Raw genomic sequence first — 23,671 nt, forward strand, 5'->3', positions numbered from 1 at the left:
GTGCGGATAACCTAGTCTATCGGTTTGGCATCGTTGTCGTCCGCCTTGACCCGTTGCTTTGACTTGCAGAATCTTATTGGTCAAAACTGTGAGCATTTCGGTTACACCAACACAAGCAGCATCTAACCAATGCGCTTTATCTGGATAACGACGAAGCACCGCCGCCTTGCCAGCTTCCATCAATTTCCTTGCCTGTGCTGGATGAATGGGATTCATCGGTGTTCTATTGGCATCAATCAAAAAAACATAGTTTGACATGATTTGTTGGGTCGGTTTGACCAGTCCAAAGTAAAGTAATGTTCGCTTCGACAATGCTTCTCAGGCTTGTTATGGAGTATCAGAGGGCTTTCTCAGATGTCTCGCCTTTCGTTGATAGTTCCGACAGTGCCAAAAACTAGCGTTCATTCTTGGGTGTCATGACCACAGGAAGCGTAGCCAACCTTGCCAGATGGTAGGTTACTCTTTTTTACGGCTGAGTCTGCACGCTCACCCCACCTACCCAAAATGCTTAGTTTTGGGTAGTTGTGGGTAGACATTTACGAGCGGTCTAAATCCATGTTTAATTGACACCTGTCCAATTTTTTCCATCTTGTCTACCGTAATCTGATTCCGTCCCCAGGAAAAGTTGGTATACCATTTTTCAAATTCTAAGAGCATCGACTCGGCGAAGCAGGCAAATAGCTGACGCCCTGGATCTTTCATTTCCACGATTTGCATAATTTTCCAGTCGATATCCAACGAATGCTCGACAATGCCGCCATTGAGAACATAAATGTCGGGATGTTGTAACTTGGTGGCTAAATTCTTGGGATACCCCCCATCAATCAGCAGACAGGGCTTCTTTAACACCGAGGCATCAATGTCAATGCCCTTGGACATACTCGCTACCCAGACAATAATATCCGCTTGGGGTAGCGCCTCCTCCAATCCCATGATCTTGCCGCGCCCTAATTGATCTTGTAAGGCTTGCAATCGTTCCTGATTACGGGCGGTTAAGAGAATCTCGGCGACATCGGTGCGGGTATTGAGCCAACGACAAACGGCACTACCAATATCGCCGGTTGCCCCACAAACTGCCACGGTAGATTTTGACAGGTCAATGCCCAGCTTTTTCGCCCCTTGTTCAACTTGGGCGCATAGGATATATGCCGTGTGGGTGTTACCTGTAGTAAAGCGCTCAAACTCTAGCTTGATATTGCGAACCTGGCTTTTCTCATATAAGTGGAATTCTTCAAAAATAATTGACGAAAAGCCACCTAATGCGGTAATATCAATGCCGTTTTTTTGGGCATGAGCCATCGCATTGAGAACTTTACGGATAGCGGCTTTGATGCGGCGCGTGGCTAGCATCTCTGGCAAAAAGCATGATTCCACATAGCGTCCTTCTATCGTCTCCCCGGTTAGGCTAGTCACCTTAATGGTGTCCACGATTTGGGGAGGGGCGCTGCACCAAAAATCTAACCCTTGGTCAGCATATTCTGGGTAGCCTAGATCTCTGGCGACGGCTTGGGCGTGTTGCAAACTGGTGAGGTGACCGATAAGACCAAACATTTACTGCTCGCTGGTAAGGCTGTTAATCAGGGGAAAATGGGAAATTAGGCTAAGAATTTGTTAAGGACATTTAAAAATATTATCAGGAAGATAGGGAAGATGGGGGTGATGGTTTAAGTTTTGACCCTTCGCTTTGCTTGAGGGCATAGCGCGTGATGTTTGTAGGGGCGGGTTTCACTACTATCGTTTCTTGCCTCACCCGGATGTGACTAAACCCGCCCTGACTGAGGTGTAGAGACGCGCCATGGCGCGTCTCTACATTCGACGATTACATCTAGGTTGAGCTAGGCTGCTGTCAATCCGTAGGCGGACATCCGCATGATGTCACGGGTGGTAAAGCCGATGTTGCTGAGGGCTTCACCGTAGGCGATCATGAAGTCTTCGACGAGCGCATCTTTTTCCATTCCCAGGATATGAGCATCCTTCTCAACTTGGTTGAGCATCCGCCAAACCAGGGGCAAGTTTTGCTTATTGGCTTGTTCGAGTTCGGTTTTCGAGGCTTCAAAGTTCTCCTTGAGCCATTCTTCGCCAAAATTCAGGTGGGTGTACTCGTCTTTGACCACACCTTCGGTGATTTTTCGGGCAAAGGGATCAGCGACGGGAATGTAAATGTTGTACGCGGCGATCGCGAAACATTCAATAATCAGCGATTGGATCAGCAAGCAGGTGACGATATTCCCTGAGGCGGCGGCGGTTTGGAAGTTTTGGTGTAAATCGCTGAAATACTCCTTGGCAAACTCCATATCCGCTGTGACACTCAAGTTACGACCACAGGCTTGAAACCCCTTCTTATGGCGGTTTTCCATCTTTGCTAGGCTGGTTAGCTCATCCTTTTGGTCGGGTAGCAGTTCAGCCAGTTGGATGTAGTTCTGATGAGCTTCTTGTTCCCCTTCGATCACGATCGCGTTGATGCGGCTATAGGCGTCCTTGTACGTTTCACTGTTGAAATCTAGCTCTTGACTGACTGTAAGCTGCTGCATCAGTAGATTTTCTCCTGTTTGCATGAGTAGACGTGTTTCAAAAAAGCTTTGAACCTAATCCTAGACCGTTGGCTCAAAACCGCTATATCAAACTTAACCCATCAATGATATATGGTGAGAGGTATTGCCCAATAGTGCTTTAGACAGAAAATTTTTCCCTCAATCATCAGTATTCACTTATTAAAAGCATAGGATTAAACAAAGATAAATGTCTAAATCGCTACAGATTGTATGGTCATTTGTCATTTGTCATTTGTCCTTTGCTCCCTCTGCTCCCCCAGCTTCCCCTGCTCCCCCAGCTCCCCCAGCTTCCTCTGCTCCCCCAGCTCCCTCTGCTCCCCCAGCTTCCCCAGCTTCCCCAGCTCCCCCAGCTCCCCCAGCTCCCCCAGCTCCCCCAGCTTCCTCCCCCAGCTCCCCCAGCTCCCCCAGCTTCCCCTGCTCCCCCAGCTCCCCCTGCTCCCCCAGCTTCCCCAGCTCCCCATCACGACGGAACGAAACGCTAGAATGTGGAGTCGAATGCTTATTCATCTCTTACTTGCTTATCCATGTTTGATTGGGTCTGGTTATCTCGCGTCGCAGGGCTAGGATTAGTAGGAACCGCTGCTGGATCTGCCTTATTCTTTGGTATATTAGGGCGAACCGTCTTCTTGGAACCCAATAATCGTCACCCGAACTCAGTAGCAGCGATCGCACCGGGTAAGACTCAAGCTGTAACGTTACCCCCGCAACCGTTACCCTTGCTAACTTTACCCAAATCCCCTCCCGCCTCGGAGGTATCCCAGAAATCTCTTCCGGTTCTCTCGCGTCCATTCGATCTCAAGCAAAGCCTCAGCACCTATCAGCCTCTGTTTGCGGCACCAACCTCTTTAGGGATGGTGGCTATTGGGGTAGCCGAGGGAAATTATCGCCTGTTTATTGAAAATGGCGAACTCTATGTTCAACAAACCCGGTTCTACTTTGGACATACTGATCCGGGTAACTTATCCTGGGGGGATGTAGTCACGAATTATGGACCCTGTAGTGATCAAGGACGCAGTAAGGGAGATATTACTTTAGCCGAACAACTGTGTTTAGAGCGATCGCGATCGCGATTACCCACTCATCTAGTTGATTTGAATGCGGCGGGTATCGACCCAGAACGGGATTTAGAAGCCCTACTCAATGTCGCTGATTTATACAATCAGGCAATGCCTATCCATTCTCGCCACTTTCCCCAAGCCCTCGCCATCGCTAAAAAAGGCGGGTTAAAGGGTATTGATGCCCTAGCATGGGCAAGAACAGCATCCTTTTACCTTAATGTCAATAACGAGTTGGATTTAGAAACAGGGTCTAACAAAGCCACAGGACTCTTAGGCATCTGCGCCAGAGAAAACCTACCCATCACCGAATGGGATTGTGTTTACAAAGACCAACTACGACGAGTCAAAGCCATTGCCTCGGTTGTTGATAAATATCGCCAAATCTATCAATCAAACGCAAATTAGAGGTGGCTGAATTGGTGAGAACAGGGAACAGGGAACAGGGAACAGGGAACAGGGAACGGTATGGTAATGACGTGGCACACCTTAGCAAGATGAATTAGAATGGGAAACCCGAAACCGTAGGGGCGCAAAGACTTGCGCCCGATTCAATGATAAAATCTATTCCACAATTTTAGCTGTGTCACGCCAGTAGTCAGGGCTTTAGCCCTAGGACATCGGTCAAGAAACCCGGTTTCTTTGGGGAAAAGGTTGATATTTCGTTGTCATCCTCATGAGAAACCCGGTTTCTAGGAATACTCGTCAACCCAACCTACAACCTAGTATTAAATAAACCTTTACGCGACAACATTTTGAGGTTTGCCTTCGGCAAATGTGACAATATTTTCAACCGTTGTATCAATAATCCGCTGGACAGCTTCCTTGGTATTAAAAGCACTGTGAGGAGTAACAATCACATTCCGTAAATGCAGTAAAACATGATCCGCCAGTAAGGTTTCTAAATCGTGCTGTTTGCGATAAACCGATCGCAAGAGTTCGGCTTCCTCGCGCATTACAGGTTCTTCGGGTAGTACATCCAAACCAGCCGCAGCCACTTTACCCTCAGCCAGCGCCTGCAATAGGGCATTGATATCAACTATAGGTCCACGAGAGGTATTAATAAAAATAACACCCTCTTTCATGGCATCAAATTGTTCAGTGGAAATCAGATGATGGGTTTTCGGATTTGCTGGAACGTGTAAGGTGACAACATCAGCAGCGGATAAGACGTCTTTCATCTCAGCATACCGAAATCCCAGCCGCGACGCCAATTCTTCTTTTGGCTTCACATCAAATGCTACAACCTCCATGCGAAATCCCTTGGCAATTTCAATCACGCATTGTCCGATATTCCCTGTACCCACTACCCCCAAGGTTTTACCCCGCAAATCGAAACCTTGAAGCCCTACCTGGGAAAAATCACCTTTGCGAGTGCGATCAGTTGCCTCGATTAAATTATGGCTGAGGGCTAATAGCAGCGCAAAAACATGTTCAGCGACAGTATTCTCACCGTAGGCGGGTACGTTACATACTTTAATATCCTTTTCTTGGCAATAGTCAGTATCAATGTGGTCAAATCCTGTTGATCGTGTGGCGATCATTTGCAGATTGTTGAATTGTTTTAAAACATCTGTACTTAAATCTGAGTAGATAAACGTGGAAATAATATCGGCATCTGCATAGTGGCTAGCGTTGTCTGTAGTTAGTGACTGCTCCACACATTCAACTTGATGGAAGGGACTCAGTTTTTGAAAGATATCCTGTTCCCAGGATTCAACATTGAAAGCAATGATTTTCATATTTTTACCTTCTATTGCTCAAGTTTGCTTTTTTCGATTAATTCATGAAATATTGATATCCTATTATCCTAAAGCTGTGGCGGTATGGTTTCTATCTGAGGGTATAAACTTCCCTAGAGGATGACGAAGGGCGGGTTTTGTTGAGAGGTTATCGGTGAGTATCAATATTAAATGGCTAAACCCGCCCCTACAATTACTACTTTTGTGACTGTTAACTGGGGGTAGACAAACCAACGCTCTCAGCGTCTGCTTAAGGTTTGAGCGGTAGCTCTACGGTAAAAGTAGCTCCCTTTCCGTCTCCATCACTTTCGCACCACACAGTTCCTCCGTGCAGTTCAACTAAGTGACGTACAATTGCCAATCCTAATCCTAGTCCGCCATGGGAACGAGTTATTGAGCCTTCGGCTTGGCGAAAGCGGTCAAAAATGTAAGGCGCAATGTCAACAGACACACCCTTCCCCGTGTCTTGTACCCGAATGTGTACCGCATTTTCTAACCATTCCAAATAAATCTTGACTTGTCCGTGAGTTGGGGTAAACTTAATCGCATTAGACAAAAGATTCCAAACAATTTGCTGTAAGCGATCGCTATCCCCGTGGATCACAGTCTGACTCGGTTCTAAAAATGAGTCAATCTGAATACTTTTAGCGTCAGCGGCGGGTTGTAAGGTATCAATGGCGGCGTTGATAACCTGCTGCAAGTCAACCGGGATCACAGTTAAGCGTAAGTTCCCCCGAATAATCCGTGACACATCCAGCAAGTCATCAATAAGCTGGGCTTGAGACTTAGCATTGCGTTCAATTACTTCTAACGCCCGCTGTACTTTGTCTGAACTCAACTGCTTTCTTCGCAAGAGTCCCGCCCATCCTAGAATCGCATTTAGGGGTGTTCTCAATTCATGGGATAGGGTGGCTAAAAATTCATCTTTTAAGCGATTCGCAGTTTCGGCTTCAGCTCGGGCGGCTTGTTCACTCTTGAGCAATTGAGTCCGTTCTGTTTCCGCTTGCTTGCGCTGGGTGACATCTTCAATCGCCCCCTCATAGTACATGACTTCGCCCTGAACATTGCGAATAGCACGAGCATTGTAGCGTACCCAAATCATGGTATTATCACACCGACGCATCGGTATTTCCAAGTTTCGTACCACTCCTTCGCCGTCTATCTGACTCTGCCATAAACGATTGGCTTGGGTATCAACAAGGTGCTTGGATATATTTGTGTCGAGCAAGGCTTGTACACTGGGATATCCTAACAGTTGCAACAGGGTTGGATTGGCTTCAATAATTTGACCCGTTGGTGTCATCCGGTAAAGTCCAATGGGTACGCTTTCAAAGAGTTGTTGATATCGTTGTTGCATCTCTTTGAAGGCTTGATGTTGCTTAGAGCGCTCCCAGGCTGCTCGCACGGCAGCAGCAAGACGAGTATAATGCTGAGGGGATTTAATAATATAATCGTCAAGTCCTGACTTCATCGCCTTAACAGCAATTTCTTCGTTTCCTGTCCCGGTAAACATGACTACAGGGCAATCTGGATACTGCTGCTTGACTTGGTGCAGTACATTTAAACCATTGCTCCAACGCAAGCTATAATCAGTGACGACGATATCAAACTTTCGCTCGGCTAATACCTGCTGGAGTTGCTTGATATCGGTAATCTCTTTAGACTGTAATTGTTCAAACTCCTGCTCTAGTCGGCGTAGCGCTAACATACGATCGTCGGGGTTATCGTCAATGAGCAGGATTCTTACGGGATTGTCATTTGTCATTTGTCATTGTTCAGGGAACAGGGAACAGGGAACAGGGAACAGGGAATTTATAATTCAGACTAACGGTTTTTCGTTGAACATTAACCAATATAGGTCAAGAGTACGAATCATTTCTAAAAAATCATGAAAGCTTACAGGTTTCACTAAATAAGAATTAGCGCCCATATCATACGCTTTATTAATGTCCGGCGTTTCTCTGGATGCCGTTAATACCACCACTAATAGACGTTTTAACTGAGATTGCTGTCGAATCCAAGCTAAAACTTCTAAACCGGATTTACGAGGCAGTTTTAAATCGAGTAAGATAAGAGTTGGAATAGGATGGGATTTTAGGTTATTATACGGTGCTTTGCGGTCTAGGTAATTGATTGCCTCCTCTCCATTTGTGACAACTTGCAGTGAATGAGGTAAATCGAGGCGTTTAAATGCACGCTGAATTAAAAAAACGTCATTATCATCATCTTCAACGAGTAAAATATCGGCAGGTTTACTACTCATAATCTTCTCCATAAAACTTACTCCAAACCTCAAAGACTGAGGAGAACAGGTTTAGTTGCTTATCAGTTTACAGCCAAACCTGATCAGTAAAACTCGCCCCTATTCCCTAACAGAGAAGTCATGACACGTCTCTACTTTTTGCGCCTCAATCCAAAATCGGCTTCCCTGATGGAGTGATGATTCAACGCCCGAACGTCCTCCTAGACGTTCCATACCTTTACGGACAAGGGCTAAACCAATACCACTACCATGATAGTGTTCACGACCATGTAAGCGTTCAAATACCAGGAAAATCTTTTCTTGGTATTCCGGTTCAATGCCAATTCCATTATCCTCGATCCAGAGTCGTATCCATGTAGTACCATTAACGTCTTTTCGTTCTTCTGCCCACACCTGTATCTGAGGCTGTACTTTTTCCGGGATAAACTTGATCGCATTAGCCATCAAATTTGATACAACTTGCATAAGTGTAGCACGATGACCCAAAACCTCTGGTAGAGGTATTACCCCTTTCTCGGCTACCTTAATTTGGGTATTTGTGTTTTTAATCAGTTCCTGGAGTTGGAAGAGGACTTCTGACACAATGGAGTCTAAACTAATCGGTTTTAGGGGAAATTCTAGACGCCCTAAGCGACTATATTCGAGTAAATCTTGGATCATTGTATCCAAACGCTGGGCAGCCGTAGTAATCCGTTGAGTATAGTCTAAACCGATTGAATCTAATTGGGAACCACAGTCTTCAACTAAGGCATTAGCAAACCCTTGCATTGCCCGTAACGGCGCTCTGAGATCGTGAGAAACGGTGTAGGAAAATGCTTCGAGTTCCGCATTGATGGCTTGCAATTCCTGAGTTCGTTCAGTGATCCGTTCTTCGAGTTCGATGGTGTAGCGTTTAAGCTGCTGTTGTAATCGGGATTGGGCAATCGCGATCGCGAGTTGATTTGCCACTTCTTGGACAATCGTTCTATATTCCTCATTATCGTCATTTTCTCCATGACAGTCTAGGTTGATTGTCCCGATTAATTCCTGCTTACTTCTGAGTGGAATAATCTGGAAACAGTTCGCGTTTCTTGAGAGCAATGCTTGGACAATATGTCGCAATAAATTCACCGTTTCTGACGGTTTAAGTTGATGAATTTTACCGTCATTTAATTGGGCAATTTCTTCGGTAAAATGTTTTATGTCAATTGTTGTTCCAGCTAGGGTTTCCATCTCACCGTCAGTGGCGAGTAGGGTGGCTTGCTGTGAGTCCCAATCAAACACCACGACACTCAGATGACGACACGATAGCAGGGATTTTAAACCTGTTAACGCCACTTGCGCGATCGCAGGCGGCGGTTGTTCAGCGAGAATGGCTTGGTCAAGGGTTTGTAAGGTTTGCAGGCGGTCAATCGTTTGTCGCAATTGAATTTCAAGCTGCTTGCGCTGAGTAATGTCAAACGTAAAGCCAAGGATTTGCACAATTTGCCCTAGCTCGTTCAACATCGGCACATACTTAATTACGGTGGTGAAGGGGTTAGTATTCGGTAAGGTAATTGTGGCTTCTACCGTCTGGGGAGTGCGGGTTTCTATCACCCGCTTGAGTGTCGGTAAATACCGATCAGTAACCTCCGGCGACCAGATTTCTTCATCCCTGTGTCCCAGATAATCCGTTGATGACTTGCCTGTGCGTTCAAGGGTGGTCGTATTCACAAAAATAAACCGTCGTTGAGCATCATAGATGACCAACATATCCGGACTATGATTTACCGCCAACCGGAATCGTTGTTCACTCTGACGCAGGGCTTTCTCGGTGCGTTTGTATGCGCTAATATTATGATTAACTTCTAAGATAGCTAATGGGTTACCTTGATGATCTCGCTGTAATGTCCAACGACTCGCCACGGTAATTTGAGTCCCATCCTGTGTCGTTTGAATTAACTCACCGGGCCAATATTCTTGATGCCATAATTGAGTCTGAATGTCGCTTAACGCCTGGGGAAAAATCGTGTGCAGCAATTGGTGAGCATTTTGTCCAATAACTTCCTGACTACTCCAACCATACAACCGTTGCGCTCCCTGATTCCAGTAGGTAATTCTGTCCTCCAGATCTCGCACGATAATCGCATCATTGGCTAAATCCAGTAGTTGAGCTTGTTGGCGCAGTCGTTCTAGGGCTAATTTTTGGGCGGTGACATCGGTTTGTACTCCCAGAAAGTGAGTCAATTTTCCCTGGGAATTTCGCACGGGTGAGATATAGAGATCGTTCCAGAACACAGAACCATCTTTACGATAGTTCCGCAAGGTTACTTTACACTCTCTTTGTGTTGCAATCGCCTGTCGTAATTCCTCAAGTTGGACTTGATTGGAGTCATCTCCATGCAAGAAACGACAGTTACGACCGAGTATTTCTGAGGCGCTGTAACCTGAGAGTCGTTCAAACCCAGCATTGACAAAAATAATTGGGTTATCCGGTTGATGGGGATCACTAATTAAAATCCCATTGCTACTTGCATTAACCGCACTCTCCAATATCCGCAATCGTTCCGCTTGTTGACAACGGTCAATTGCTGCACCGAGAATATTCGCGATCGCTTGTAAAAAGTTAATGTCATCTTGACTAAACTGGCGGCAACCTGTACTATGAATGCCCAAAATACCAAAGGGTTGACTATCGGGGGTGGGCATCGTATCCCAATGTTTAAGAGTCCCAGGCTTCGCCAATGAGAGTCCCGGAATAATCACACTCATCCCACTGACAACCCCATGATCACGTAATAGAGGTGGAGCCGAAAATCGCGATTCTGTTCGCAAATCTTCGACCACAATTGCTTCTTGAGATAGGAGAGTATAGCCGGCTTGAGAATTGGTTTCCGTATCCACAGTAGCTTGACCGACTAAGCCAACCTGCCAACCTACACCCGCCCGTAACAATAAGGCTTTACCATGAGGAAGTAATTCCAGCACTTTGGCATAGTCTACGTCGAGAGTTTTTGCCAAAAGAGTCACCGCACAATTCATTAACGAATCAATGTCAATCCCTCTTAAGGCATATTGGCTAAAGCGCACAATTGTTGTTTGCTGAGTGACCCTAGCTTGGAGTGTCGCGATCAGTTGCAGGTTCTGGGAAATGGTGATCGGTGAAGTCGCTTCTAGCCGAGAAGATTTAGACTTTAGCTTAGGCGCTAACGCAGAACGAACGGCTGTCACCAATTTTTTATAATGGGACGGCGATTTGATAATATAGTCATCTATACCCGCTTTCATTGCCATTACAGCGAGTTCTACACTGTCTTGACTGGTGAACATAATAAATGGACAAGTGGGTTGCAGGCGTTTAACCTGCTTAAAGACCGCTATACCTGTTGTCCAAGGAAGTTCATCGTCCGCGATCGCGATATCGAAATGACCGTCTAAAAGTACCTGATTTAGGTCTTTAGCATTGGTCGGCTGGGCGACGTGCAGTGCGGAAAACTCTTGCTGCAATTGACGAATGATTAAGGCTCGTTCATCTGGGTCCTCATCAATGAGGAGCAGATGCACAGGAGTGTTAATCACAATTTGTCAAGTTTATTCAGAGTAGAGACGTACCATGGCACGTCTGGGAGCAGGAGAGAGATACTATATATTATATAGAGGAACTCTGTCGCCACTGAAAATAGAGAGACTCTCATCACCCTATCGCATTATCATCCACCCGATCTCTGACTTTTGGAAGAAGTTGGGACTCTAATATTTTATTTCCCTTCATTTCCTTTCCCTTCATTACGCCAGATGCGGTGAAAACGAAGAAACTTCCGATGGCGAGTAAGCCGAGTAGAGGAGACGGTTCCGGAACAGTAGCCGCCACCGCTGACTTAAATTCCGCTTGCGCTGCTGCAACTGATTTTCCATAACCTTGGATGTATTCAAACGAAGCGGTGTCACCCGCCGCCAGAAGTACATTTTTTCCACCAATGTGTATACCAACATCGGCAAAGGTGCCATTCGGATCAGAGGGATGATTCAGGAAACTGTTTAACTCCAACCCATTATGAATAGATAAACCCAGATCAGCACCAACGGTGGCTGTGGCGTCTAATGACCCTACAATAATCGTTAGACCTCCCCATTCGGTTGCTTGACCCACCGTGGCAAGTCCGGCGGCAGTTTCCAGTATAAATATATCATTAAATGTCTCGAAACCATGACGTTGATCAATGCCTTGGTCGGGATCAAACGTATCAAAATATCGAAGCTCAACGGCTGAACCCTGATTAACCAAATTAGTCTTAACCAGCAAAGCATTGAATTCATCCACCAGGGAATAGATGCGCCTAAAATCAACAGTCGCATCACCTCCTGTATAGGTACCTGTAACCACTACCGATTCACCATCTTGGGAAACGGTAACAGGCTGTTGCGTAATTCCTGCGGTTGTGTTGATGGTAAATGTAGCCGGATTCGCGCCATTCTGAAAGCCAAAATCAGAGACTGGCTCTCCGGGATTAAAGAAGTCGCTATGGAAGAAACTTTGTTTATCAAAGATAAGAGTATCAATCGCCCCGTTGTCATCCCTAATCGTTACCTCTAATGAAGAATTGCTGAGAGTAACCGCTGCAGATGATGAGGCGCAGCTAAGTCCTGCTAGGATTGTTCCCATTAAGGGTAGACATTTGGTGAAGAAGGGAGTCGAGAATTGGGTCATCCATTTTTTACAGGTATTCATGGGGTAAAACTTTCCTAGCCGAGTTCTTTTACTCATTACTCAGCTTCAATCCCCCTCTTTTATGTGGATTTTTGTAAAAAATATGTTACAAACAATTAATTTTTATGATTTATCGATAAAATCAGCCCGTGTTTGACTTATGAATAAGGGCGGGTTTTGTTGTTCAGTTATCGGCTTCTTATTGAGTTTTAGTCCCTAAACCCGCCCCTACAATTGACAGACGTGCCATGGCGCGTCTCTACTTCCCCTACTCCTGTGTATATACAAAAAGCCATGATCTATCCCAAGTAGGAGAATTCCCCGGACAACTTTGGGTAAACTGCACAGCAGACGAGTACCGCTACCAACGCCAGTCAAAATTCCCTGTAATTTGAATTTTATAAATTATGACAATAACCACTTCAACACCCAAAGCGTCCTTCTCTCAACCGGACATTCCCGTTACCCAAGTCCGGCAAAATCAGGGTGCAGAACTCGACGCGATCGCAAAATATCGCCGTGCAGCTAACTACCTAGCCGCGACTCAAATTTATCTCAAAGATAATGTTCTCTTACGCGAACCCTTAAAACCGGAACACATTAAAGATCGTTTACTGGGTCACTGGGGGACTTGTCCCGGCATTAACCTAGTCTATGCCCATCTCAACCGACTGATCCGGCGTTACGATGCCAATATGTTTCTGGTAACTGGACCCGGACATGGTGCGCCCGCGAACCTGGCTAATCTTTACCTGGAAGGATCGTTACAGGATTACTATGATGACCTTAGCTTCGATGAAGCTGGGGTATATCGGTTAGTCAAGCAATTTTCTTGGCCCGGTGGCTTTCCCTCTCACCTGTATCCGGGGATTCCTGGCACAATTCACGAAGGCGGAGAATTGGGCTACGCCTTGGCGACAGCGTTTGGGGCGGTAATGGATAACCCGGATCTCGTCGTCGCTTGTATCGTTGGCGATGGTGAGTCAGAAACCGGACCCACCGCTACAGCATGGCATGGAACAAAATTCATTGATCCGGCTGAATCTGGCGCAGTTTTACCGATTTTGCATCTGAATGGGTACAAAATTGCCAGCCCCTCTATTTTTGGCACGATGAGTGATGAAGAATTACTGCATCTGTTTACCGGGTACGGCTACCAAGTGCGAATTGTCGAAGATGAGGACTTGGATGCTGATATGTATGCTTCCATGGATTGGGCATATCAAGAAATCAGTCGGATTCAACAAGCCGCCCGTTCCGGGAACCGCCTCAGTAAACCCCGTTGGCCCCTACTCATCTTGCGATCGCCAAAAGGATGGACGGGGATTAAAGAAGCTGACGGTGTACCGATTGAAGGAAATTTCCGGTCTCACCAAGTTCCCCTCAAAGGGGTTAAAAGTAATCCCGAACATCTAGAACTGCTGGAAAATTGGTTCCGTTCCTACCGTCCAGAGGAACTCTTTGACGAACAAGGGCAACCCTTACCCGACATTTTAGACCAATGTCCCCAAGGGGAACGGCGTATGGGCAGCAATCCCCACACCTTCGGTGGGCGTATGCGTCAACCCTTGGAGTTACCGAATATTTTTAACTACGCGGTTCCCGTAGAACATCCCGAAGCTGGCGAAGGGTGTAAACGGGGTGAAAGGAGTGTGAGTAATACCTACAGAGTCGGAGAATACCTGCGGGATGTAATTCAGGAAAATCCCAGCAACTTCCGTATTTTCTGCCCCGACGAACTCGAATCCAACCGCCTTTACAAAGTCCTCGACGTGACTCAGCGTAACTATCAGTGGCCCACCGAAGCCTTTGATGGCGAGATTGGACCCGATGGGGGACGGATTATCGAACTACTGAGTGAACATACCTGTCAGGCATTCTTACAAGGGTATCTCCTCACCGGACGACATGGTTTATTCCCCTCCTACGAGGCATTTTTGGGCATTGTCACTACAATGATGGATCAGTATGCCAAGTTCTTAAAATACTCCAAAGAATTTCCCTGGCGTCCCCCTGTATCGTCCCTGAATTACTTAGAGACTTCAACCCTGTGGCGACAGGAACATAATGGGTTTTCTCACCAAAATCCGGGCTTTATTAATAGCGTCTTAGATCAGCAAGCCGACTATGCGCGGGTGTATTTACCCCCCGATGCCAACTGTCTTTTGAGTACGGTTGACCACTGCTTGCAGAGTACAGGCTATGTCAATTTAGTCATCGCCAACAAAAATCCTCTGCCGCAATGGTTATCCATGGAAGACGCGATCGCACATTGTCGGGCAGGGGGTTCAGTGTGGCAATGGGCAAGTATCGATGATGGGGTTGATCCGGATGTGGTAATGGTAGGAATTGGCGATTGTCCCATGTTAGAAGTCATGGCAGCCGCGCAAATCCTCAGACAGGAATTACCGGAGTTACGGGTGCGAGTGGTTAATGTGACGGACTTATTAATTCTAGAACAAAATTCCACTCATCCTCATGGGTTAGATGATGATATGTTTACTGCCCTATTCACCCCGGATAAACCCGTGATTATCAACTTCCACGGTTATCCATCGTTGATTAAACAAATGCTGTTTGGGCGTCCCACAATTGAGCGATTCCAGATTAATGGCTATCAGGAAGAAGGGACAACTACAACACCCTTTGATATGCAAGTCCGTAATGGGACGAGTCGGTATCATTTAATTATGCAAGCGATTCGTTTAGCCGCACAGAACAATCCGCGTGTGTCTGCACGGGCAAATGATCGGGTGCGTCATTATGAATATGTGTTAGCGGCTCATGGGCAGTATATCTGTGAAAATGGCGAAGATCCTGAAGAGATTACCAATTGGCAGTGGTGTTAATTTGGTCATTGGTCATTGGTCATTGGTCATTGGTCATTTGTTAGGCAATAGGCAATAGGATTAAGATTCATCTGTAGGGGCGGGTTTCAACTTATGTTACAGCCCTCACCCCCAGCCCCTCTCCCAAGCTTGGGAGAGGGGAGCAAGAGGGAAGCTGTGTAGCAATAGGCAATAGGCAATAGGGTTAATATTCGTCTGTAGGGGCGGGTTTCACTATTATCCTTTTTGGCGCACCTAGATTGGATTAAACCCGCCCCCGCCCCACCCTCCATTTAATTTGTTATCAGAATCACCGATGAAAGTTTTAGTATTAAACGCGGGTTCTAGTACGCAAAAAAGTTGTTTGTATGAGATTGGCGAATCTTTACCCAATTCTCCGCCAGAACCAATATGGGAAGCTAAGATTGAGTGGACTGGACAGTCAGATACAGAACTTTTAAAGGTTAAAACATCTCAGGGACGATCCATAGAGGAACGCCTACCCACCGATAATCGAATTAAGGCGATCGCTCAAATGCTGAATACCCTTTGGCGCGGTCAAACTCAAGTTATTTCCCAACTGAGTGACATTGATATAGTGGGACATCGGGTGGTTCATGGCGGTGATAAATACCATCAACCGACGTTGATTAATGCTGAAGTGAAAAAGGCGATCGCGTCTCTGTCTCCCCTAGCGCCATCCCACAATCCAGTCAATCTAGAAGGAATTGAGGCGATTGAGAATATCTTACCCGATATACCCCAAGTAGCGGTATTTGATACCTCATTTCATGGTCAAATGCCCTTACCTGCTGCGATTTATCCAGGCTCTAAAGACTGGCTGGAGCAAGGGATACGTCGTTATGGTTTTCATGGAATAAGTCATCAATATTGCCTGGAACGAGTTGCCCAGTTATTGGCAAAAGAGGCTAAATCATTACGAGTGATTACCTGTCATTTAGGCAATGGGTGTTCCTTAGCCGCCATCCGGGATGGTATCAGTATTAATACAACTATGGGTTATACACCTTTAGAAGGATTAATGATGGGTTCGCGTTCCGGTTCCATTGACCCTTCGATTCTGATTCAACTGATGCGACAGGGGTATAATGCGGATCAATTAGAGCATTTATTAAACAAAGAATCAGGATTAAAAGGGTTATCGGGAGTGAGTAGTGATATGCGCCAAATCAATGACGCGATCGCGGCGGGTAATGAACAAGCTAAACTCGCCTTGGATGTTTATATCCACCGCTTGCGCTTCTATTTAGGGGCAATGTTAACATCTTTGGGCGGATTAGATGTATTAGTCTTTGCAGGCGGGGTTGGCGAACATCAAGCCTCTGTGAGAGCCGCAGCCTGTGACGCCTTAGCGTTTTTGGGACTTAAAATCGACTCAGACAAGAATGAAACAAACCCCATAGATACGGATATTTCCACAGAGAATTCAAGCGTGCGCGTTTTCGTGATTCATACCCAAGAAGATTGGGCGATCGCCCAATCCTGTTGGAACATAGTTAAAGCGTCGGGTAAGTAATCAAAATCCTACTAATTCGGTGACTGAACTGGTGTTCTCGCTCTAATCATTATGGCTCTCTTAAACTGGTTATGTAAAATTAGCAATTTAAATGAGCTTAAACCCTTAAATAGCAAAGGATATAACAGCATAAAAAGCCTGTTTTATTAGAATTGATTTTTTGATTCTCCAGGATTCTTGCGTAGCAAGGATTAGGGAGATTATTTTGTAGTAATTTATCATGGCTAGTCTAGAAGAGCCATCATTATTAGGATTTTGACACTGCATATAGCGCAATGTTCCTAAATTATGCTCCTAGAGGTAGGGCTTATAAGCATTTTGTCTAAATTCCAGTAAAATAGGCACAACCTTTCTAACCAATCCAGGCATGTTCCAACTCTTTAGATGGCAATTCCTCGCCGTTGCCCTACTCAAGGTCAAAGAATTTGATCGCACTTTGGATTGGGTACTTGCCCATCAATGGCTATTGGGTGGGAAGCCTTTATCTGGTTCATTTAGAAGATCGCCTGCCCTTGATTCAGACCATCGGTTCTGTGTTATAACAAGTTGCAGTCAAACAGGTAATCTGTCAGGGTTAGCGGAATGCCGTATAGCGAAGCATCTTGGAAATTCTTCGCTCAGAAGGACACCTTAGAATGCAACTTGGTATCAGACCTAAGGTTTCATAAGTGTGGCTGTATTAGGAGATTGTATTTAGTATTAATGTACTATAATAGACTCAGCGAAACAAAAGCAAAATAGTTACTTAATTGTTTCTGGAGGTGACTAATAGAATGCGGGCGAAACTTGAAAGATGGTATCCATTAATATTTGGATTCACTTGTTCTATAATTTATCTAATTTTTTTTCGCAGATATCCATTGCCTGAATCATTAAAAGATCTACTTTCTGCTGTCACTAATCTTAGTGGAATAGCAATAGGTTTTCTGGCTGCTGCACAATCAATACTTTTTTCATTACCTCGAAAATATGTTATTCAACAACTCAAGAAAGCAGGAATGTATAGTAGACTGCTAAATTATTTTATGACAGCTATTCAATGGTCTTTTGTGTTAGCAGTTATTAGTGCATTTGGTTTACTCATAGATTTCACCAAATCTCAATCTTGGCATTCCTTAGCTTTTAGTGTCTGGTTATTTATTCTAACAACAGCATCTTTGTCTTACTACCGAGTAATTGAAGTATTTACGGCTTTGCTTCGCGCTCCTGATTAATCTATTTTGAATTAAACATTTGGTTTAATTCGTTTTTACGATTCTCCCAAGCTTTTTTAACAGCTTCCTTACGAAGGGTATAAGGAATGCTGCGTTGTTTTCCTGGATTAATATCTATAATCTCACGCATTCTATTATTTATTAAATCTAGTTTTATATTTTCTCCTTCATCAGTAGAACCGGAAATTCTTAATTTTTTAACATTTTGATTATTTTGCTGAGAAATTCTAGTCAATTTATGGGCTAATTCTTTTATAGTGTCTACTGATAAACTGCTTTTCTTTTTATGACCTATAGAAAGAGACACCGACAGAGTGGGAGCACGGAAAATTTCACTCATTTTAACAAACTGCTGTACTCCAACATTTTGATCCTTGATAATTTCCATACTGTCTAATCCAGCAGTGCGAACCTCAAATTTGCGAACGGTTTGTATATTTGTGAGCCGTTGCATCGCATCAATTTGAAGTACAGGATCGAGATAAATTTCTGTATCAAGCTCACCCATTCTTCTAAAATATTCTGCAAAACTTTGTGGTGATGTGCCAGCTTGACTACTTTGCAACACTAAAATTTTAGTTGGAATATGATAAAGAAATGCAGTTCTTTCACCAATACCTTCATGATCTGCAAGATTAATCTCTTCAACATTACCTGATAGATTTCCCTTAATCGGTATATCAGTCATGCGAAGACGAATCATATCACCTTCCCATAAGTGCTGATGTATATAAGCTTCACATAACCAAACTTGGTGACGACGAACTTCTCTGACTCGCTTATCATTGGGTAAATTATGTACATTTTGCAAAACTTCTCTAAAAGAAATAGAAGAATCTGGGATTTCAATTTTATAGAAATCCATCTTAAGTGTTTTACTCATTTAATCTTGCAGTAATAACAATGGTACAGGATCTATGATTTGTTCAATCATTTTTTCCAAAGGAAGCACTAGGTTTGACTATAGTAGTCTTCCTAGTGCAATATTGTACTCCATTTAACACAAAAGCAGCATTTTATTTTTTATGATATGTGATCTATTGGTTCAATAATATCTAGCTTTTTTGGCTAAACCCTACATTCGGTTATCACTTGTGTAATCTTACTGAGCCTGCTCCAACCAATCCACTAAATCCGCCACGTCGGAAAAATCCAATAGCGCTTCTGCTAACGCTTCCAACTGTACGATAGGTAATCTTCTAACTCGCTCAATTAATACTGGCTCAACCTCACCCAACCGCCGCTTAAGCTGACGGACAATCAAATTCACCTCTCCTGCTCGTGGCTGCTGCTGATCTAACCAATCCGCTAGATCTCTGACTTCAGAAAAATTAAACAACGCCACCGCCAAATTGTCCAACTGCTCCGGAGATAACTCTCGAACCCGTTCGAGCAGTGCTGGCTCAATCTCACCCAGCCGCCAATTGAGCTGACTTCTAATTAATTTAAATGCTCCTTGTTGTAGAATATCTTGATAAATTACAGAACCACGCATCATATCCTCCCGCAAAAACCGACGAATTAAATCTTTTTCAAACCGCAACCCCGCCAGAATTTCTGTACAACCAGAAATATTTTGTCGCTGCTCCCTATTAGGAATTCTAGCGACTTGCTCCGCCACCTGCGCCAACAATCCTTGAGGCTCCTCTGTTCGCGCCAATGTCGCCAAAGGTAATAGTGTCGGATTAGCTAGAAATGGTGCTGGCTCTTGTTCCCACAGGCGAACCACTCGATAGCGGTGAATCGTTGTGTCATCTCGATATTCCTCAGTAAAAGCCACTTCATTCGTCGTCTCCTGCAAAAAGATAACCACCTGCACTACAGCACACCGATATTGTCGCTTCAACCTTACCGAGTAATCCAGCATCCGAAACGGAATCGGTTGGTTAGAGTAGGGTAGCGTTTGAAACTCAATATGCAAGATTTGATTAGCGATTCGCAAGAAGCTGACAGCATCCGCACGAATAGGCTCTAAAGTCAATTCGGTTTTGAGTACCTCAACTTGCTGAGATTCCACAGCAAGTAACCAATCGGCAAATGCGACTGGATATTGTTCAGCCAAATACTTACATACATTGTCGTAACTCAACCTATTGCTTCTCTCCTCACTCCAGCACAATCCACAGTTTAGCTACATCTTTCTATTTTTTACTAAAACGCTGTTACGCTGTTAAATTGGGAATAGGTAGCGAGTAAGATGATCGCATTACAACGATTTTGCCTTTGTTGAAATTAAGGTTTAAATACCGAATAGCTGATCTAGCTTTGCTAGGGATAAAATATTCTCAATTTTACCCTAGAGATAGGTTCGTGTAGATTCATCTTATCAAAACTTAACACACTCGCGATCGCCTAAACTTATCGGAGTAGTTGTATATAGCGCTACGCGCCAGGGAATAGGCAATAGGCAATGGGCAATAGTGAAGAAAAAAGCTTAGTTGACAAGGGATTGACCCTTCGACTTCGCGGCAATTGAGCCTGTCGAAATTCAGGGTCAAGCGATTTGAATTTTTCTTGATATGTCCTAACCTTAGTGCGTAGTGCTATAACTTTATATACCGATTTAACTCTAATCATCATAACTAAACTTCAAGGCTACAAACTTATCACTAGAACCTGGGCGCTGGCAAAATATTTCTTGTGACCGATCGCGTTCATCTTTTACACAACTCACCATCCGTTTAAATTGTTCGATATTGTTTTTATACTGTCCTGGATTGATGCGGAGTTTTTGGCGAAATTGCCCCCAAGTAACATCAACAATATCATCTCCACATACCATTTCGACTTCACCCCGTTCTACATCAACATCACCCAGATCTACTTCAAATTCAGCATCTTCAATTTCCAAAATGTTGCACGTTTCCAGTTGGGCGCGATCGCCACAAGCGGCTAATCCAACAACGGTGATTGTAATAACACCACCGAGAGCGAGAGAAATAATCTTATTCATATCTGTTCCTTGAATTGTTAGCATAATTATGGACAGTTGTACGGGTGAATGCATTTAATTTTAGCTGTATTAAGTAGATGGGTAGAAATAAACTCGACCATGTTAAGTTCTGTAAAACTTACTCAAACCCTTACAAAGGACAAAGGACAAATGATAAATAATTATCTCCACTACAATTGACTGATAAACATCATAGCTGACGCCTGATTCAGTGTCGCCACTTTTGCCACCGCCTGACGCCAATTTTGTTGGTCTTGCTTCCGGGTTTCTAACTCCTTGAATTCTAACCAAACCTTTGAACGAATATCCTCATCACTCAGGAAAATTTCCCACTCCCGCTTCATATCTCTGGCATAAATAACCAAATCTATAAATTCCTGCACCATATAATAACGAGCTTGACTGGGTGCCGTCAGCCAACTATTTAATGTTTCCTGGCAAGACGCCACCGCTTGCTCATGCAATTTTTCCAGATTCCTGAGTACCTCTGAAGCATTGGACGGATCAGGTAAAATACCGACAACTTCCGCCAGACTTAAATCAATATCTGATTGCAATATCTCATCAAGCTGTTTGCGAATTAAATGTAATAGAACACTCCCATAAGAAAACTCGAACTCCCAAAGCGTTCTAAACCCTAACTCTAGTTGATTTCCCCGTTGTCCTAATAAATCTGCCATGTCTTTGAGAAACTCAGCCCCTCTGGTTGAGGTTAATTCGCCCAACCTGCCTTGGTCAATTAAAACATCAGTTACTAATGACTTCACTTTATCAATCGATAGTCTCAATCCTTGATCAACTTGTAAAAAATGCCGAGATAAATGAATTCGTAGTTCCCGGATATAGACGCGGTAGATAGCTTGATAGGATTCTTTAAACTCGAACTCACAACTGCGGCTGATAATTTCCTGATCTGTCTCTGGAATCCCTTTATCCGTTTGACAGTTTTTCAATGCGGCTTGCACCGCCACCTGAAAGTCTGGATCAATAGCTTCACATTGCTCTTTCAGTTGATTTCTCAGGTCTAAAAGTCCTTGGATCAGTTCTTGAGACAGTTGCTCAAATAGTCGTCTAAATTGGCGAGATTCACCCGAATTGTATCCCAAGGCTTGAGTCGATTTTTCCAGTGCTTGCTGAATCTGCTGATGCAATTGTTGCAGGTTACTTTGGCAGCGACTCGCATATCGTTTATCCAAGTCTTGAATATTCACCGTGAGATAGTCTAAAACCTGATTAAAGACTCGGTTCGCATCATCTGGATCAGAACAATCTGCTATTTCGGTCTGTACAACTTGAATCGTATCAATATTTTGTTTAAGACGTTGACAGGCTCTGAGATTTTCGGTTCTGCGACTATAATTTAAAATCACAAATGACCGTTTTTCTAGATCATTCAGAGCTTGTGCTGCTTTATCATATAACTGAGTATCGAGGCGTTGCCATTGATAACGCTGCGGATCAGGTCGTTTAATAAACAAAACCACATCCACTTCATTACCCAAGGTTTCTAACATCAGCGTTTCATCGCCTAACTTGGAGTCACCTAAACCCGGAACATCGACCAGCGCAATTTTGCCCACATCAGGATTTTGAAACGGGCAAACTATCTTAACTTCTTTCACTGCCAAGTGTTTGAACGTGGTTAAATGATTCTGTTGAGTACCATCGCGTTTCTGCATCACATAATCGGTAATTTCTTCCGCCTGAATTTTTAGCGATCGCGGATTTCCAGATCGAATCAATGATCGATACTGACTAAGATTCCGATGGTAGTCATCACACAGGCGTTTGTACATTTCTTCATTGCTTGCTCCGGCTACTCCTTGTTCGGGAAATACCTGGCTAGCAAACTCATCTAAGCTATACGGTTTTTCCGCCAAACCCAGTTCATCGTAATAGGGATAAATGACTTCATTTAAAAAAGATGATTCTGAATGCAGTGTGACTTCGACGTGAACAGAGGGAGTAGGTTTAGGTAAAACCATCTGCTCCTGAATACCATATAAACTAGAGCCAACGCCATTAAATTGAACCGTTTTCTCCTCTGAATTTTTGTTGGCTAAGGATTCCCCTTGATAATTTTTAATTGTGCTGCGAACCGCCGTGCAAGCGCCTCCCTCTAGTGCCGGGATTTCATTATCGGTGAGTCCACTTAAGGTTTTCAGTAATGTGCTTTTTCCCTGTCCCATTAATCCGACAACACCAATATTTAAAGTTGGACGTGAGAATCGTTTTTGCAGACTGTTCAGATGCTCGGATTCAACTTGAAGCTGTTGCAACAAATAGGAGAGATGAATGGTATTGAATTGCTCACGAATTTCACTCTCACCGAACGATACATCCAGCCGTTGGCGATACCGTTCTAATTCGCGCAGGGCGGTGGCAAGTTCTGCGAGATGGTTTTCTACCCGTTGTATTTCCTGGGCTAGAGGTTGGCGCTGTTCGATAATATGGTCAATCCGTTGCGCTCTTGTCTGGGGGGGTTGGCTGGTATTCATAAAACCAGAAACGTTATTGTTAAACCATTAGATTACTCCAAAGTCGGCGCTATTTGATTGTAGCGGAATGATATTGGAAATTTGCATTTTGGTATCGCCTTCACCCTTGATATACCGTAGGGTGGGCATTGCCCACCAGCATACCAGTCAGTAGTGGACTGACACAGCTAAAATTGTGGAATAGATTTGTTTTGTAGTGAGGGAACCTGAGCCCTCTCCAGCTATGCGTTAGAACACTCTTTGTGCTTACTACAAACAAAGCCCTATTTTAGGTGTGCCACGCCGCCATCGTGCGTTAGGCGGAATTCACTGAGGCAAACCAACCCGTTAATTTCCTATCCGCCGTAACCCACCAATCCATCA

At 44.4% G+C, this 23,671-nt stretch carries 18 protein-coding genes; 5 read left to right on the forward strand and 13 right to left on the reverse strand.

The genetic code is table 11. From position 1 onward, the window contains the following. The 4 genes from RIC07_RS29510 to RIC07_RS29525 all read right to left on the reverse strand — a co-directional run. Positions 1-258, reverse strand: a 258-nt coding sequence (locus RIC07_RS29510) for an RRXRR domain-containing protein (RefSeq protein WP_446397621.1), incomplete at its 3' end; no start/stop codon positions are given. Positions 259-495: 237 nt separating this feature from the next. Next, positions 496-1,551, reverse strand: coding sequence for a long-chain acyl-[acyl-carrier-protein] reductase (locus RIC07_RS29515; protein ID WP_446397622.1), 1,056 nt, complete (start codon positions 1,549-1,551; stop codon positions 496-498). Positions 1,552-1,835: 284 nt separating this feature from the next. Further along, positions 1,836-2,531: an aldehyde oxygenase (deformylating) gene (locus RIC07_RS29520; RefSeq protein WP_446379695.1), complete on the reverse strand. Its 696-nt coding sequence runs from the start codon at positions 2,529-2,531 to the stop codon at positions 1,836-1,838. A gap of 249 nt (positions 2,532-2,780) precedes the next feature. After that, entirely contained in the window at positions 2,781-3,059 is a 279-nt protein-coding gene (locus RIC07_RS29525; protein ID WP_446397623.1) for a hypothetical protein, read from the reverse strand. 17 nt (positions 3,060-3,076) lie between these two features. Between RIC07_RS29525 and RIC07_RS29530 the strand changes: the two genes are divergently transcribed. After that, positions 3,077-4,015: a hypothetical protein gene (locus RIC07_RS29530; protein WP_446397624.1), complete on the forward strand. Its 939-nt coding sequence runs from the start codon at positions 3,077-3,079 to the stop codon at positions 4,013-4,015. Positions 4,016-4,347: 332 nt separating this feature from the next. Here RIC07_RS29530 and RIC07_RS29535 read toward each other — a convergent pair whose 3' ends face one another. The 5 genes from RIC07_RS29535 to RIC07_RS29555 form a co-directional block, all read right to left on the reverse strand. Beyond that, complete coding sequence (locus RIC07_RS29535; protein WP_446397625.1) at positions 4,348-5,349, reverse strand: hydroxyacid dehydrogenase; 1,002 nt, start codon at positions 5,347-5,349, stop codon at positions 4,348-4,350. Positions 5,350-5,599: 250 nt separating this feature from the next. Further along, complete coding sequence (locus tag RIC07_RS29540; RefSeq protein WP_446397626.1) at positions 5,600-7,114, reverse strand: ATP-binding protein; 1,515 nt, start codon at positions 7,112-7,114, stop codon at positions 5,600-5,602. Positions 7,115-7,168: 54 nt separating this feature from the next. Beyond that, on the reverse strand, positions 7,169-7,612 hold the full coding sequence (locus tag RIC07_RS29545) for a response regulator (protein ID WP_446341889.1): 444 nt from the start codon (positions 7,610-7,612) through the stop codon (positions 7,169-7,171). A gap of 99 nt (positions 7,613-7,711) precedes the next feature. Further along, positions 7,712-11,149: a PAS domain S-box protein gene (locus tag RIC07_RS29550; protein WP_446397627.1), complete on the reverse strand. Its 3,438-nt coding sequence runs from the start codon at positions 11,147-11,149 to the stop codon at positions 7,712-7,714. A 115-nt stretch (positions 11,150-11,264) separates the two neighbouring features. Beyond that, positions 11,265-12,299 (reverse strand): hypothetical protein, encoded by a 1,035-nt coding sequence (locus RIC07_RS29555; protein ID WP_446397628.1) that lies wholly within the window; start codon positions 12,297-12,299, stop codon positions 11,265-11,267. Between the two features lie 227 nt (positions 12,300-12,526). Between RIC07_RS29555 and RIC07_RS29560 the strand changes: the two genes are divergently transcribed. The 4 genes from RIC07_RS29560 (at position 12,527) to RIC07_RS29575 (ending at position 17,857) form a co-directional block, all read left to right on the forward strand. Then, the gene (locus RIC07_RS29560; protein WP_446397629.1) at positions 12,527-12,673 is read left to right on the forward strand and encodes a hypothetical protein; all 147 of its coding nucleotides are present in this window, start codon (positions 12,527-12,529) and stop codon (positions 12,671-12,673) included. A gap of 12 nt (positions 12,674-12,685) precedes the next feature. Then, positions 12,686-15,127 carry a phosphoketolase family protein gene (locus tag RIC07_RS29565; protein ID WP_446397630.1) on the forward strand — a complete coding sequence of 814 codons (2,442 nt, stop codon included), beginning with the start codon at positions 12,686-12,688 and terminating at the stop codon, positions 15,125-15,127. A 295-nt stretch (positions 15,128-15,422) separates the two neighbouring features. Next, the gene (locus RIC07_RS29570; RefSeq protein WP_446397631.1) at positions 15,423-16,643 is read left to right on the forward strand and encodes an acetate kinase; all 1,221 of its coding nucleotides are present in this window, start codon (positions 15,423-15,425) and stop codon (positions 16,641-16,643) included. Between the two features lie 860 nt (positions 16,644-17,503). Beyond that, positions 17,504-17,857, forward strand: a complete 354-nt coding sequence (locus RIC07_RS29575; RefSeq protein ID WP_446397632.1) for a hypothetical protein — start codon at positions 17,504-17,506, stop codon at positions 17,855-17,857. A gap of 1 nt (position 17,858) precedes the next feature. Here the strand turns inward: RIC07_RS29575 and RIC07_RS29580 are convergent, their stop codons facing one another. The 4 genes from RIC07_RS29580 to RIC07_RS29595 all read right to left on the reverse strand — a co-directional run bounded on the left by RIC07_RS29580 (position 17,859) and on the right by RIC07_RS29595 (position 23,308). Beyond that, positions 17,859-18,740 carry a DUF6731 family protein gene (locus RIC07_RS29580; RefSeq protein WP_446397633.1) on the reverse strand — a complete coding sequence of 294 codons (882 nt, stop codon included), beginning with the start codon at positions 18,738-18,740 and terminating at the stop codon, positions 17,859-17,861. Positions 18,741-18,959: 219 nt separating this feature from the next. Continuing rightward, positions 18,960-19,946, reverse strand: a complete 987-nt coding sequence (locus RIC07_RS29585) for a DUF4351 domain-containing protein (RefSeq protein WP_446397634.1) — start codon at positions 19,944-19,946, stop codon at positions 18,960-18,962. Between the two features lie 480 nt (positions 19,947-20,426). Then, the gene (locus tag RIC07_RS29590) at positions 20,427-20,810 is read right to left on the reverse strand and encodes a hypothetical protein (RefSeq protein ID WP_446397635.1); all 384 of its coding nucleotides are present in this window, start codon (positions 20,808-20,810) and stop codon (positions 20,427-20,429) included. A 170-nt stretch (positions 20,811-20,980) separates the two neighbouring features. Beyond that, on the reverse strand, positions 20,981-23,308 hold the full coding sequence (locus tag RIC07_RS29595) for a dynamin family protein (protein WP_446397636.1): 2,328 nt from the start codon (positions 23,306-23,308) through the stop codon (positions 20,981-20,983). Positions 23,309-23,671 lie beyond the last annotated feature (363 nt).

Origin of the sequence: Coleofasciculus sp. E1-EBD-02, assembly GCF_040218245.1 — a bacterium.
GTDB lineage: Bacteria > Cyanobacteriota > Cyanobacteriia > Cyanobacteriales > Coleofasciculaceae > Coleofasciculus.